This is a genomic window from Streptomyces sp. NPDC001204, from assembly GCF_053598035.1.
Window position 1 is genome coordinate 291,077 of the sequence record NZ_JBSFJL010000002.1, and the last position, 13,686, is coordinate 304,762.

Annotated in this window: 9 protein-coding genes; 1 reads left to right on the forward strand and 8 read right to left on the reverse strand. The window is 74.1% G+C overall.

All coding sequences use genetic code 11. The features are described from left to right. From ACWC91_RS04220 to ACWC91_RS04245, 6 genes are all read right to left on the reverse strand, one after another. Positions 1-3,255, reverse strand: coding sequence for an FtsX-like permease family protein (locus ACWC91_RS04220; RefSeq protein ID WP_450639839.1), 3,255 nt, complete (start codon positions 3,253-3,255; stop codon positions 1-3). Between the two features lie 180 nt (positions 3,256-3,435). Next, a complete protein-coding gene (locus tag ACWC91_RS04225; RefSeq protein ID WP_141360814.1) occupies positions 3,436-3,840 on the reverse strand; it encodes a globin in 405 nt (134 codons plus the stop codon). 298 nt (positions 3,841-4,138) lie between these two features. Next, a complete protein-coding gene (locus tag ACWC91_RS04230) occupies positions 4,139-5,434 on the reverse strand; it encodes an FHA domain-containing protein (RefSeq protein WP_450639773.1) in 1,296 nt (431 codons plus the stop codon). A gap of 94 nt (positions 5,435-5,528) precedes the next feature. Further along, the gene (locus ACWC91_RS04235) at positions 5,529-6,875 is read right to left on the reverse strand and encodes a vWA domain-containing protein (protein WP_450639774.1); all 1,347 of its coding nucleotides are present in this window, start codon (positions 6,873-6,875) and stop codon (positions 5,529-5,531) included. A gap of 136 nt (positions 6,876-7,011) precedes the next feature. Next, entirely contained in the window at positions 7,012-8,727 is a 1,716-nt protein-coding gene (locus tag ACWC91_RS04240; RefSeq protein ID WP_450639776.1) for a PP2C family serine/threonine-protein phosphatase, read from the reverse strand. Between the two features lie 3 nt (positions 8,728-8,730). Further along, positions 8,731-10,962, reverse strand: a complete 2,232-nt coding sequence (locus tag ACWC91_RS04245; RefSeq protein WP_450639778.1) for a tetratricopeptide repeat protein — start codon at positions 10,960-10,962, stop codon at positions 8,731-8,733. On the opposite strand from ACWC91_RS04245, the gene ACWC91_RS04250 reads away from it, so the two are divergent. After that, entirely contained in the window at positions 10,937-11,239 is a 303-nt protein-coding gene (locus ACWC91_RS04250) for a hypothetical protein (protein WP_450639779.1), read from the forward strand. The two genes, ACWC91_RS04245 and ACWC91_RS04250, sit on opposite strands and share 26 nt — an antisense overlap. 31 nt (positions 11,240-11,270) lie before the next feature. Here ACWC91_RS04250 and ACWC91_RS04255 read toward each other — a convergent pair whose 3' ends face one another. After that, entirely contained in the window at positions 11,271-12,578 is a 1,308-nt protein-coding gene (locus ACWC91_RS04255; RefSeq protein ID WP_376501402.1) for a hypothetical protein, read from the reverse strand. Between the two features lie 80 nt (positions 12,579-12,658). Continuing rightward, positions 12,659-13,675 (reverse strand): glutamate ABC transporter substrate-binding protein, encoded by a 1,017-nt coding sequence (locus ACWC91_RS04260; RefSeq protein WP_225075186.1) that lies wholly within the window; start codon positions 13,673-13,675, stop codon positions 12,659-12,661. Between the last annotated feature and the right edge of the window lie 11 nt (positions 13,676-13,686).

A 13,686-nucleotide genomic window follows, 5' to 3' on the forward strand; every position in this document is an offset into this window, starting at 1 on the left:
TCACTCACCTCCGCGGTCTCGAAGGGACAGCGCCGGGTCGGGCCGGCGCAGGGTCAGTACCGTCGTGACGACGAGCGGCGCGGCGGCGACGGCCGCCAGCAGCAGGACCACCCGAGCGGCCGGCAGTTCGACCAGGACGGTCGGCAGCGGTTTCGCGGCCTGCCCGGTCAGTACGATCAGCGGGATCACCGTGCGGGCCAGTACGGTGCCCAGAACCACGCCGACCGCCAGCGCAAGGGCCACCAGCACGCCCTGCTCGGCCGCGAGCGTCCGGGCCAGTTGGCGGCGCGGGGCGCCCATGGCACGCAGGAGGGCGAATTCGGCGTCCCGCTCCCTGCGGGCCCCGACAGCCCCGACCACGAAGCCGACAGCGGCCAGCGCCGCCGCGGCCGCGGAAGCCGCGGTGAAGGCGGCCGCGGGCCCGGCGCCGAACGGGTCGTCGTGCAGCTGGGCGGCGATCTCGTCCCGCACGATCACTCGCGTCGGGTCGATGTCGGGCAGGGCCCGCAGGGCCGCGGCCACGGCCGCCGACCGGTGGGCGTCGGCGTGCAGCCACCACTCGGTGGGCGCGGCCCGGTCGCCGGACTGTGACTGGAGCAGCCGGTTGACCGACCGCAGGTCCATCAGCAGACCTCCGCCGTCGTGCGCGGCGTCCGGGGAACCGCCCTGATCGGCAGTGCCCGTGGTCGGCAGCGCCCGTACCGAACGCACGATCCGGACCGGAACGTTCTCGCCGCCGAAGGTCACGTCCACCCGCTGTCCCTCGCGTGCGCCCGTGGAGTCCAGGAAGCGGTCGGTCGCCACGGCCGCGACCTCCGTCTGCGCGGGCTGTGCCACCTGGAGCCGCACGGTCACCGAGCCCGTCACCCAGGGCTGGTCGTGCGGCACGTAGCCGGTGCCGTAGGTGACGGTCAGCGGGCGGGTGGAGGTCACGGCCGCCTTGGCCGGGGAGGTGCCGTCGTCGCCGTCGGGAGTGGAGGCGATGTTGTTGCCGATCGAGGTCGCCTTCCAGGCCGTCGGCGCACTCAGTCGCCGTACCGTCCCGTCGGCGCCGGTGGCGATCACCTCGGAGACGGTGAGGCGGTGCCGCTCGGCGACGTCGACGGGCTGGTTGAGGGACAGATCGAGACCGATCAGGGTCAGGGGGTCCGCGTCCGCGGGGAGGGCCAGGTCCAGGGGGTGGGAGCGGCCGTCGGCGGGCAGCGTGCCCAGCGGCATGCGGTACGGGACTCCGCGACTGTCCTCGACGGTGACTCCCATGTCCACCGGCATCCTCGTGCCGGAGCCGTGGATGTCTGCGGTCAGCCGCAGGCGGGCCGTCCCGGCGGGCAGCTTCAGCCCCGCCGTCGGGCTCTTGGGCGCGAGCCCCGCCAGCAGTGGCCGTACGGAATCGGACGCCAGGTCGGGGCGCATCAGCATCGTGTCCGCCGCGTTCGCGGTGTCCAGCGCGAGCACGGTCGCGGCGCGGTTGCCGGACAGCGGCAGCGTGGTGCGGACGGCGGGGGCGGCGGCGCTCACGTGCGGGAGGGCCGCGTACTGCTCGGTGCGGCCGAGGTCTCCCTCCCCGGCGGCCAGTACGCGCACCGGCGCACCCGCCCGGAAGTCCGCCTGGTCGTCCTGCGAGCGGTCCCAGGAAGCTCCCTGACCGATCGCCAGCATGCCCAGCGCGATGGCGAGGACGAGCAGCAGCACCGGCCCGGCCCCGCGCATCGGGCGGCGGCTGAACTGCCAGCCCGCCAGCGCGGTCGGCAGTCCGCGGCCGCCGGTCGCGCGGCGCTCGGCCAGCCGGGCCACCGGCGGCAGCAGCCGCAGGGTCAGCACCGTTCCGGCCAGCAGGGCCAGTGCGGGCGCAACGACCAGCAGGGGGTCGATGCCGAGCGCGCCCGTGAGGTCGCCGCCGACCGCGCCGGAGGGCTGCCCGTTCAACTGCCAGTACGCCACACCGGCCACCGCCAGCAGTCCCAGGTCCGCGCCGGCGCGCAGCGGCGCCGGCAGCGTACGGGCCCGCGAGCCGGGCGTGAACGACGAGGTCAGCGCGGGCAGCGTCACCGCCATCGCGCACCCCAGCGCCACGGCCGCCGCCACCAGCCAGACCCCTGGCCGCCCGGTCGCGGAGACGTCCGGGTGCAGTCCGATCCGGGCCAGGGCGCCCTGCCCGGCCAGCAGCCCGGTCAGCGGTCCCGCCAGCAGCGGCGCGCAGGCCACGGCGGGCACGGCGAGCAGCAGCGCCTCGGTGGCGGCGAGGCCGGCGATCCGGGCGCGGGAGCCGCCGCGGGCCCGCAGCAGGCGGGTCTCCCCGCCGCGTTCGGTGCTCAGCAGCCGGGCCACCAGCAGCAGCGCGTAGCCGGCGAGCAACGCCAGCTGGAGCACGGCGATCATCAGGGTGGAGCGGGCCACGAGCAGGGAGCGGTCGATCCGGTCCAGGACGGTGGGCAGCGAGGACGTGACCTCCGGTGTGCCGCTCACCGCCGTGGACTTGCGCAGGGACGCGGCACTCTCGCGCACCGCGTCGCGCAGCGCCCCGATCCGTCCGGTCGTCAGCGTGGAGAAGTCCGCCGACGCCTGCCACGCGGTCTGTCCCGCGCTCACCCTGCCGCCGGTGAGGACGGCGGGGTCGGTCAGCAGCGGCCCGTACATCGTGAAGCCGACCTTGCGGACGCCGCGGCCGCCCAGATCGTCCAGCCGCCAGTACGGCGCGTCGGCGTGGGCGGGGCGGTAGAGCCCGGTGATCCGAATCTGGGCCTTCCGGCCGTCGAGGCGGTCGGTGAGGGTGAGCCGGGCGCCGGGCTTCAGCCCGAGGCGCTGCGCGGCGATCTGCGGCAGCGCGACCTCGAGGTCACCCGTCGCCGTCTCGCCGGGGAGGCGTCCGGAGACGAGCCGCACCTGGGTGGGGTCCATCGCCGCGAGGTACGTCAGGTCCGGGTCGCCCGAGCGCTCCGCCGGGGGCCGCAGGGACAGGGGCAGGCCGTAGGGGCCGGAGCGCACCAGGGTGCGCACGGTGACCGGCAGCCCGTCGAAGGCCTTGCGGGCCTGCTCGCGTACGGCGGTGTCGGCGGCGGCGCGCTTCTCGGTCGGTGTGTCGACGCGGACGACCAAGGTGGCGTCGGCGGCGTTGCGCGGGTCCCGCAGGGAGTGGCGCAACGCCGCGTCGCCGATCGCGCCGGAGTAGGCGGTGAGTGTCGCCAGTACCGCCGTGGTCAGCAGGACCGTGAGCAACGCGGCGGCCAGCAGCAGCCGGTGCGCCCGCGCACGCATCAGGACGAATCCCGTGAACCCCGCCACCCGGCTCCCCCTGCCGTTGTCCAGACCTTTTCGGTGATGTTGTCAGAGGGGGTGCGGCGCGGGTAAGCGTTTGTGGGTCGAGCTTGACCGGATCGTGATCGGAATCCGGCGCCGGATGACCGGAATCCGGCACTCGGGTTCCTGCGTGGCGGCTCAGTCGGGTGTGTTCACCATCGACGCCGCCGCGTACGTCAGGTAGTTCCACAGCGTCTGCTCGTGCTCCTGCGACAGGCCGAGCTCGTCGACCGCCACCCGCATGTGCCGCAGCCAGGCGTCGTGCGCCGCCCGGTCGACCCGGAAGGGCGCGTGCCGCATCCGCAGCCGCGGATGGCCGCGCCGCTCGCCGTACGTCGTCGGACCGCCCCAGTACTGGATCAGGAACAGCCGCAGCCGCTCCTCGGCCGGTTCCAGATCCTCCTCGGGATACATCGCCCGCAGCTCGGGATCCCCGGCCACCCCCTCGTAGAAACGGTGGACCAGCCGGCGGAAGGTCTCCTCGCCGCCGACCTGCTCGTAGAAGGTCTGCTCCTGAAGCGTGCCACGCCGAATCTCATTCACCCGTCCATGCTCTCAGACGGCCGGACGGAGGACCGGAGGCCTAAGACCTGCCCGATGACAGGCCTGGGCCTCCGGTCCCGACGTGCTCCGGACGAGAGGCCCCAGTGCTGCGACCGGCAAGGTTCACCGGCTCGCGGCGCCCGGCACGGCACCTCGCCGCGTCGTCGTATCACCCGAGTACATCCAGTACGCGGGCAACGTTCCGCCTTGCGATGCCCCCCCACAGCCTGAACGGCGTGGGAGGTACCCCCAGCACCGGACGCCGCGAGCTTCCCGGCAAACCTTTCCGGTCACAGCACTAGCCGCGCCTGATCGTGATCGTCGTCCAGGCGCCCACGTGCACGCGGTCGCCGTCCTGGAGGGGGACCGGCACGAAGGGCTGGATGGGGTCCTCCGAGCCGTTGACCGTGGTGCCGTTGGTCGAGTTCTGGTCGACCACCGCCCAGCTGCCGTCGGGCTGCTGGACCAGCACCGCGTGCTGGTGGGAGACGCCCGGGTCCTCCGGCGGGACCGACAGGTCGATGTCGGGGGTGTCGCCGGTGGAGTGCCGGCGGCGGCCGATGGTGACCTGGTTGCCGTTGAGCGTGCGCTGCTGCTCGGGCGAGTACGCGGGCAGGTTCAGACCCGCGGCCTCGGGGCCGGAGCGCTGCATCATCGCCATGAAGTAGTCGCGGTCCGGGCCGATCGTCGCCGTCCAGGTCGCGGGCTGGTGCGGCTGCTGCGGGAAGGCCGGTCCCGGCGGGGCCTGGGTGGCACCCGGCTGCGGGTAGCCGTAGCCGCCCGCCTGGCCGGGGCCGGGACGGCCGGGGGCGCCCGGACCGGAGGGGCCCGTGGACGACGGCGGGGAGATCACCCAGTCGTCGTCACCGCCGTGCTGCGGCCGGCCGGTCTCCTGCGGGAACCCGGGGGGTGCCGGCGGGCCCGGCTGCTGGAACGCCTGCGGGGCGCCACCGGGCGCTCCGGGGGCACCGGGCGGCGGCGGAACCGGTCGTGACGGGTCGCCGCCGAAGTTGGGCGGGCCGGGGCGGCCGGGGGGCTCGGTGCCGAAGTTCGGGGGGCCGGGGCGGCCGGGAGGCTCGGTGCCGAAGTTGGGCGGGCCGGGGCGGCCCGGGGGCTCGGTGCCGAAGGGCGGGGCGTGCGGGATCGGCTCGGCGGGCCGGTTCACCTGGGACGGCCGGGAGCCCTGGTACTCGAACGTGTCGCCGCCGAAGGCCGGACCGGGCGGCTGCGGGAAACGCGGGCCGGGACCAGGACCGGGACCGGGCGGCGCGGCCGGCGTGTACGAGGTCGCCGTGTTCGTCAGGAAGTTCCAGCGGCACTCCTCGCAGAACGGCGCGCCGCCCTCACGGGGCGTACGGCACTGCGGGCAGAGCTCCGGCTCGGGGTTCGGTACGGCGGACAGGTGCGGGCGCCCACCGGGCACGCCGGGCGCACCCGGCTGACCGGGACCGCCGGGCCCCGGCGCGGGCGGGAAGCCGTAGCCCCCGACCGGGGGCGGCGGGGGAGGCGGAGGCACGGCACCGGCCATGCGGTGACCGCACACCTCGCACCAGTCGTCGGAACCCGACTGGTGTCCGTTCGGGCAGGTCGGCATGTCGGCGCTTCCCCCTCTCCTTCTCCGGCCGGTGCGGCCGGATTTCTCCCACCCCTGAGGGGTCGGGCTCGCTGTCCTGGGCGGTCTTCCCGTGTCACTTCTTCACGCGAACGGTCTTGGTGGACCGGGTTTCGAGAGTCATCTCGTCGGCCTCGTCGACCTTCGCTTTCAGTCGCACAGTACCCGTCGCGGCGTCGACCACGTCCACCACCTTCGCAAGCAGTTTCGCAGTATCCGCGTTCCCCGAGGCTCCGGCGAGCTGAACAGCGCGGCCCAGTTTGGCCGTTGCCCCATCGAAATCGCCTGCTTTACGAAGGTCGAGGCCCTGCTGGATGGCCTGCGCCAGTTCGGCCTGCCCGGTGTAGTGGGCCACCTGCGGATTGATCGAGGTGGAGGCGGTCATGTCGTCGGTCCACACGGCCCGTACCAGGCCCTGGGCGCCGAGGTTCTGCACCGTACCGTCCGGTTTGGGCACCACCAGGGAGATCCGGGCGGCGAGCATCTCCTGCCCGATGCCGGCCGCGGGCACCTCCACACAGAGGTGGTAGTCGCGGGACTCGTCCCCCCAGGATCCGGTGGGATAGTCCCCGGCGCGCGGACCCGCCTCGGCCCGGCGGTCGGTCAACTCCTCAACGGCTGGGGCGACTTGCTTGACGAACTTGATGGTCGTGCCCACCGGCGTCCATACCCGCAGCCAGACGTCAGCGACCTCCTTGCCCATCGCCGTCTCCATCATCCGCGTGAAGTCGGCGGCCAGGCCCGCCGGGTCGGCGACGATGTCGGCGGTGCCGAGCAGCGCGGAGGCGATCTGTGTGACTTCTTTCACTTCCCAGTCGGTGCCCACGCCCCGCGCGTCACATGTGAAGCGTCCCGCGCATTCGTCGAGTGTCCGCCGGAGGTCCTCGGACGACTCGTGCTCGTTGCGGCCGTCGGTGAGCAGGATCCCGTGCCGGATGGCGACGTCGGCCGAGGACAGCAGCCGGTCGGCCAGCCGCAGCCAGGTGCCGATGGCCGTGCCGCCGCCCGCGCTGAGTTTGCGCAGCGCCTGCTTGGCCTGGTCGCGGGTGGTCGCGTCGGCGACCGCGAGTCGGCCGCCGCCCGGATAGACCTCCTTGGCCACGTGCGTGCCGCCGATCACCGCGAAGTGCACACCGTCGCGCAGGGTGTCGATCGCGGCGGCCGTGGCGTCCCGGGCGTTGCGCATCTTGGTCGCCGGATAGTCCATCGAACCCGAGCAGTCGACCATGATCGCCACCGCGGCGGACGGTCCCTGCCCGGGCGTGTACAGGTGCGGTGCCGCGACCGCGCTGCCGATCGTGCCGCCGCCGGTCGCGCTGACCGTGACGATCGAGTTGACCTCCCGGCCGCCCTCCGGCAGGTACTCGTTCTGGTACACGTCCACCGAGAACTGCGGCACGCTGGACTTCGAGAAGTTCGCCATGCTGTCCCAGATCCCCCTCTGGACCCCGTGAACGGGGACGACGACTGTGGACGGACCGGCCCCCGCCGGCCCGCGGAGCTTCCCCGCGCCGAGGGCTCGGCCGGGGGGTCTCGTCACGCACCCCCGCGTACGTCCCTCAGGCCGATCCTGCCCCCTGCGGCGCGGCCGGGAACGGCAGGACGGCCACTGTTACGTTGTCGTGGCCCCCGCCGTCCAGGGCGTGGCCGACCAGGACCCGGGCGCTGTGCAGCGGGCGCACGGCGGCGTCGAGGGGGACGGCCTCGGCCATCTCCCGGGCCGTCTCGGCGTAGTTCCACAGCCCGTCCGTGCACACCACGACCACTCCCGGCCGGTCCGGCTTGAAGGAGGCGGTGTGCGGCTCCAGTTCGTAGGCGTCCGCGCCGAGCCAGCCGGTGATCGCGTGGGCGCGCTCGTCGGCGTACGCCTCCGCCTCGGACATCAGGCCCGCGGAGACCATCTGTGCGGCCCACGAGTCGTCCTCGGTGAGCCGGGCCGGGGGCGCGCCGCGGTCCACCGGGATCCAGTAGGCGCGGCTGTCGCCGACCCAGCCGACGACCAGCAGTCCGGAGGTGACCACCGCGCCGACGAACGTGCAGGCCGGCGCGTTCTGGTGGGCGGAGTGCCGGCCGGCCGGCGCGGGCTCCCCGGCGAGCGCGTCGACCGCCTGCGCGGCGGCGACGATCGCGTCGTGCATGGCCTGCTGCGGGTGCGTGCCGCGGGGCAGCGCGGCCAGCAGCGACTCGCTCGCCGCTCGGGAGGCGGCCAGGGAGGCGTCGTCGGGGCGGGTCGCGGAGGACACGCCGTCGCAGACGATCGCCGCGAGGGCGGGAGAGCCGTCGGGCAGCGCGGTACGGCCGAGGGCGAAGGCGTCCTCGTTGCGGTGGTGGCGCAGGCCGCGGTCGCTCACGGCGGCGATCGGGCCCGACTCCTGTTCCATGTGGTCGCGTTCGCGCGGCTGGGCGTGCCCGCAGTTCTCGCAGTAGCCGTCGCTGTCGACCCGGCCGGCCCGGCAGGCCACGCACACCGTGGTGGCCTCGCCCGGGGTGCCGTCGCCCGGGGCGCCCTCGGCCGGAGCGGCGGTGTCGGAGTCGGCGGTAACGCGCGGGTCCGGTGCCTGCAACGGGTACTCGTCGGGTTCCGCCGGCCGGTCGAACCGCACGCCCGAGGCGGACGCCCCTTGCTGCTGTGGCTGTCCCTGCGGCTGTCCCTGCGGCTGCGGACCCTGGCCTTGCGGCTGCGGCTGCGGCTGCGGCTGCGGCTGAGGGTGTTGCTGCGGCTGTGTTTGCGCCTGTCCTTGTCCTTGCGGCTGCTGCTGAACTGCGGCCTGGGCTTGAGCCTGCTGCTGCGGCCGGACCGCCGCCCGGGCCTCGGCCGGTGGCTGCGGCTGCGGCTGGGGTTCAGCCGTCTGTGGCTGCTGCGGGGACTGCGCCACCGGATGCGGCCGGTGCTGAACCGCAGCCTGAACCGCCGCCTGGGCCTGCGCCTGGGACTGGGCTTGAGCCTGCGCCTGTGCCTGCCGTGCAGGCGCCGGCAGCGGGGAGCCGCTCGAGTCCGTGCCCGGCAGGTCCGCCGGCAGGTGCAGCCGTGGCGGGGCCTCGGAGGCGTCCGGGTGCGGTGCGCGCGGCCATACGGCGTCGTCGGCACGCTCGCCGGGGCCGGCCGGGCGCGGCACCGCGCCCCGGTCCATGGTGAGCGTCGGCGTGTCGCCCGGTCGCCCGGCGGCCGCGGACAGGTCGTACCCGCACGCGCCGCAGAAGCGGTCACCCGATTCGAGCGGCTCCGCACAGCTCGGGCACTTCGGCAGCGCGGCCTGCTGGTGCATCTGCGACATCAACTACACCCACGTCCGGGGGCGGTAACGGTTGGCACGTTCCACCAGGTCGATCCTCTCCTCGCCACCGGGCGCCAGCCGGGCCAGCGTGCGGTACGAACGCTCCAGGCCGAAGCGGAGTCCCCGCTCGTCCAGGTCGCTCCCGAGCAGCACCCGCCGGGCGGCCGGGTCGGTGGCCCGGCCCCCGGAGAGTACCCAGTCCAGGGCGCAGCCGAGGACTTCCGCCGACAACAGCTCGCGCCGCGCCGGGTCCAGACCGTAGGCCTGAAGTGCCTCGACCTGCCCGGAGGCGGCCGTCAGATCGTCCAGGAACGGCGTGTCGGACGCCGCCGCCGTACGGTGCCTCAGCCGTGCCCGTACGGCCGCCACGCGCGCCGCCGTGTAGTGGATCGAGGACTCCGGAACGGACTCCAGGGTCCTTACCGCGCCGGGCCGTTCGCCGGTGGCGAGCTGTACGCGGGCCAGCCCGAACGCGGCGCTGACCTGGCTCGGGTCGGTCGACCACACCAGGCGGTAGTACTCGGCGGCGTTGTCGAGCTGGCCGAGCACCTCGGCGCACAGACCGAGCGCCAGCTTCGGCGCGACCTCGCCGGGGAAGGCGTCGTAGACCGCGTCGAAGGCGAGGGCCGCCTCCTCGTGGTCGCCGGTGACCAGGGAGGCCACGCCCCGGTACCAGACGACCCGCCAGTCGTCCGGGTTCCGCTGCTCCAGTTGGCGCAGGACCTCCAGCGCGGTGGCCGGTTCGCCGGTCTCCAGCCGGGCCCTGACCTGGCGCAGCCGGGTCTCGGCCGACTGCGTGGGCGCCGCCGCGAGCGCGTGCGCCAGTTCCCCGGGCGCGGACGTCAACAGGCCTGCCAGAAAACCCGCGTTCGGGTCACCCGGGTCGACGTGGGGGACCGGCAGGGCGAGCGCGGCGGCGGGCGTGTCGACGGGCTTGACGAGCGCCGGTGGAGCCGGGGCGGTCGGCGTGCCCGGGGCGCCGTGGCCGTGCGCGGTACCGGCCGCGAGGGCCGGGGCCGATCCGCGCGAGCGTGTCGCCCGCGCTCCCAGCCGGGACACGTCCCCGTCCAGCCGCGGGAACAACTCCGCGTCCGTCACGCGCAGTTCCGGGCCGAACAGCGTCGAAAGGGCCGGCCGGGCCCGGCCGGTCTGGAGGGACACGACCTCCCGCAGCACGCCCGTGAGCTGCTCGGACATCTCCTGCGCCGAGGCGAACCGGCGGGCCGGGTCGGGGTCGGTGGCACGGACCAGCAGGCGGTAGAAGGACTCGTACTGGCGGAAGACCTCGATGTTGTCGGGGTCGGGCAGGGAGTCCACGAAGACGTTCGTGTAGCCCTGGAAGTCGAAGGTGAGGACGGCGAGCGTACGGCCCACCGTGTACAGGTCGCTGGCCACCGACGGGCCGACCTCGGCGACCTCGGGCGCCTGGTAGCCGACGGTGCCGTAGATGGCCGACTCGTCGTCGTCCATACGGCGCACCGCGCCCATGTCGATCAGCTTGAGCTGGTCCTCGGTCTGGATCGCGTTGTCGACCTTGAAGTCGCAGTACAGCAGGTTGCGGCTGTGCAGATGACCGAGCGCCTCCAGCGCCTCGATCCCGTACGCGCAGGCCTGCTCCACCGGCAGCGGGTCGCGTCTGCCCTCCGGGGTGCGGCGGGAGTTGGCGATCTCCTTCAGCGACTTGCCGCCGACGTACTCCATCACGATGTAGCCGTCGAGGGAGCCGGTGCGCTGGTCGAGGTGCTCGACGAAGTTGTAGATCCGCACGATGTTGGCGTGCTCGATCTCCGCCAGGAACCGCCGCTCGGAGATCGCCGCCGCCATCGCGTCCTGGTCGCCGGTGTCCAGCAGGCCCTTGAGGACCACCCAGCGGTCGGACACGGCCCGGTCCACGGCGAGGTAGATCCAGCCCAGGCCGCCGTGCGCCAGACAGCCCACGACCTCGTACTGGCCGTGGACGATGTCCCCGGCCCTCAGCTTGGGCACGAAGGAGTACGGGTGCCCGCACTTGGTGCAGAAGCCCTCCGTACGGCCCGGGCGGTCCCCCCGCGCGCGCCCGACCTGCGCACCGCAGTCCGAGCGCGAGCAGAACCGCTTGCGCTCCGGCACCTCCGGGTTCTCCAGCACCATCGAACGCGGGTCCGGCCGCGGCACCTGCGGCACCTGCACCAGACCCGCGCCCAGCCGGCCGCGGCCGGAGGAGCCCGTCGTGGAGCCGGAGCTGCGCACCGACACCGACCGGCCGGTCGCCTTGCCCGACAGCGAGCGCGAGAGCCGTCCCGACACCGAGCGGCGCGATTTCGACGACTGCGACGACGTACGGGAACTGCGGGCGCTGGAGGCCGAGCCGCCGCTGCCCACCGAACCTCGCGAGCCCCCGCCGCCGGTGACGCCGGTGGGCGGCGAGCCCACCATGCCGGTCGCCGAGACGACCGGCGCGAGACCGCACGTGTCGCAGTACAGCTCGCCGCCGCCGACGTCCTCGTACGACCCGCCGCAGCCCGGCCGCTGACAGGTCTGCCCCGCCTGACTCATGACTCCCCCTACCGTCCCTCGGGCCCGCCCTGCTCCGGCACCCGTGAGCCGCCGAGCGACTCGGCCGCCGCCTGCTGGTAGCGCAGCACGGCCTGTTCGGCCACCCGCAGGTCGCAGGGCGCGCTCCACAGCATGCGGCGCGCCGCGTCGTACCGCTCGACCAGCAGCGGGTCCTCCGCCAGGCCGTGGCGGGCGACCTTCGCCTTGTACGCGTCCAGCCGCCCGCGCAGCTCGGCACGGACCGCCAGCGGCGCGGTGACCGCCGTCAACGACTCGCGGGCGCGCTGAAGTTCGTCCTCCGCCTTCTGCTCCAGCGACTCCAGCAGCGGCGACAGCCGGTGCCACCGGGCCTGCCTGCGGTACTCGGCGGCCGCCGCCAGCTGCTCCTGAAGGGCGGTCGGCGGACCGCTGACCACCGGTACCTCCGTGGCGGCGATCTTCGCCAGCACCTCACCGCGCGCGGTGCGCGCCTCGGCGAGCGTGCGGTCCGCGCGCGAGAGCACGTCCCGCAGCCTGATCAGCCGCTGCTCGGCGTCCTGCCGGACCCCGAGCACGGCGTCGATCTCCCGGCGCACCTCGTCCAGCGCCCGCGCCTCCCGGTCGTACACCGTGGTGTCCGGCCGTCCGCCGCCCGGCGCCGAACTGCCCTGCGCGGGCACCCAGAAGGCGAGCGGATCGGAGATCACCTCCGCGCGCAGCCTCGTCAGCGTGCGCGTGACGCGCTCCAGGTCGTCGCCCGCCGGGTGCTCGCCGGGGCGGACGCCGACCGAGTGCGCGAGCCGGCGGGTGCGCTGGAGCTCCGCGGCCAGCAGATCGATCCGCGCGGGCAGCGCCGACCACACCGCGTCGGCGGCGACCACCATGTCCAGACCGGTCGCGTACAGCTCGTTCATCCGGTCCACCAGCGTGGCCAGGGAGAAGCTCTGGCTGAGCCGGCCCGGACCGGGCAGGGCGGGGGCGCCCGCGGCGGCCGCGCCGGGGACGGTGACGGACTCGCCGCGCAGCAGCCCGGTCAGCTCCACCAGGTCCTCGCGGCTGGACCAGCGGCGGCGGGCGCGGATCTCACGGGCGGTGCGCAGCGCGCCGCTGTAGGCGTCGAAGTACGCCCACAGCAGCGTGATCGACGCCTCCGTGGCGGCCCAGCGCTCCTCGGTGACGCCGGTCAGCTCGGCGCCTTCCAGGAGTCTGCGGCCCGCGTGGTCCTGAAGGGCGAGCAGCGAGGTCTCGATGGCCTCGTGCTCCGCGCCGAGCCGCGCCAGCGCACGGTCCACCTCGTCCCGGTCCATGACGGGCCCGGCGGGGTCCGTGACGCCCATCGATCACCTCTCGCTGCTGCGTGTCGCCTGTGTGCTGCCGGTTCTGCTGTTCCGTCGGTGCCGCGCCGGCCGGTGACCGGTCACCGGTAGCTCGGCGTCGGCGCGGTGGCCGACGGTGAGTCCTTACCCAGCGTGGCGGACAGCCACGTCCCGTACGACGCCTTCCAGCCTCCGTCCTTGCGGTAGTTCTCCAGTGTCCGGTTGACCTGGCGGACCAGATCGTCGGCACCGAGCTTCATGGCCACACCGTAGAACTCCTTGGTGAAGGAGGCGCCCTTCAAGGCCACCGTGGGGTCCTGCGCGGCCTGACTGGCGGCGAGCGCGCCGTCCGTCACCACCGCGTCCACCTCGCCGAGTTGGAGCCGCACCAGGCAGTCCAGCTGGTTGGGGACGGTGGTGGTGATGTCGGTGGACGCGGGGAGCCTGCCGTCCCTGGTGTCGGCTGACAGGTGGTCGTAGGCCGTGGAGCCGGTCGCCGAGCAGATCCTCTTCCCGGCGAGGGAGCCGTCGTAGCCGGTGATGCCGGAGGTCTTGGGGGCCAGGACCTGCTGGCCGGTCAGGAAGTAGGGGGCGGAGAACGCCACCTGCTTCAGCCGGTCGCAGGTGATGGTCATGGTGCGCACCACCATGTCCACCCGGCCGCTGCGGATCGCGGGTATCCGCTCGTTGGTGGGGATGGCCTTGAACTGGACCTTGTTCGCGTCGCCGAGGATGTCCTCGGCGATGCGGTGCACGAGGTCGATGTCGAAGCCCTCCAGCGCGCCGGAGGCGTTGTTCGGGTTGCGGTAGCCCCAGCGGTAGCTGTTCTGGTCGACGCCGACCGTCAGATAGCCGCGTGATCGGATGGCGCTCAGCGTGGGGCCGCCGGCGCCGGACGGGGACGGGCTCAGGTTCTGCGCCTGGCTGTCCTGGCAGTTGTCCGCCTTGGACTGCGTGCCCTGCGCGGCTCGCGAGCCGCTTGCGGTGGGGTCGCCGGCGCCCTGCGGCTGGGTGCGGGGCAGCAGCAGGACGAACGCCAGTGCCAGGGCGCAGACGGCCGCCATCGCGCCGACACCGCCCCAGCCCTTCAGGCCGGCCCGCAGACGCCGTGCTCGCATCGCCACGCCCC

Excerpts from the sequence above, each read along its gene's own strand:
- ACWC91_RS04220 (WP_450639839.1), bottom strand. The coding sequence starts at position 3,255 with ATGCGTGCGCGGGCGCACCGGCTGCTGCTGGCCGCCGCGTTGCTCACG.
- ACWC91_RS04260 (WP_225075186.1), bottom strand. The coding sequence starts at position 13,675 with ATGCGAGCACGGCGTCTGCGGGCCGGCCTGAAGGGCTGGGGCGGTGTC.
- ACWC91_RS04255 (WP_376501402.1), bottom strand. The coding sequence starts at position 12,578 with ATGGGCGTCACGGACCCCGCCGGGCCCGTCATGGACCGGGACGAGGTG.
- ACWC91_RS04230 (WP_450639773.1), bottom strand. The coding sequence starts at position 5,434 with ATGCCGACCTGCCCGAACGGACACCAGTCGGGTTCCGACGACTGGTGC.
- ACWC91_RS04240 (WP_450639776.1), bottom strand. The coding sequence starts at position 8,727 with ATGTCGCAGATGCACCAGCAGGCCGCGCTGCCGAAGTGCCCGAGCTGT.
- ACWC91_RS04235 (WP_450639774.1), bottom strand. The coding sequence starts at position 6,875 with ATGGCGAACTTCTCGAAGTCCAGCGTGCCGCAGTTCTCGGTGGACGTG.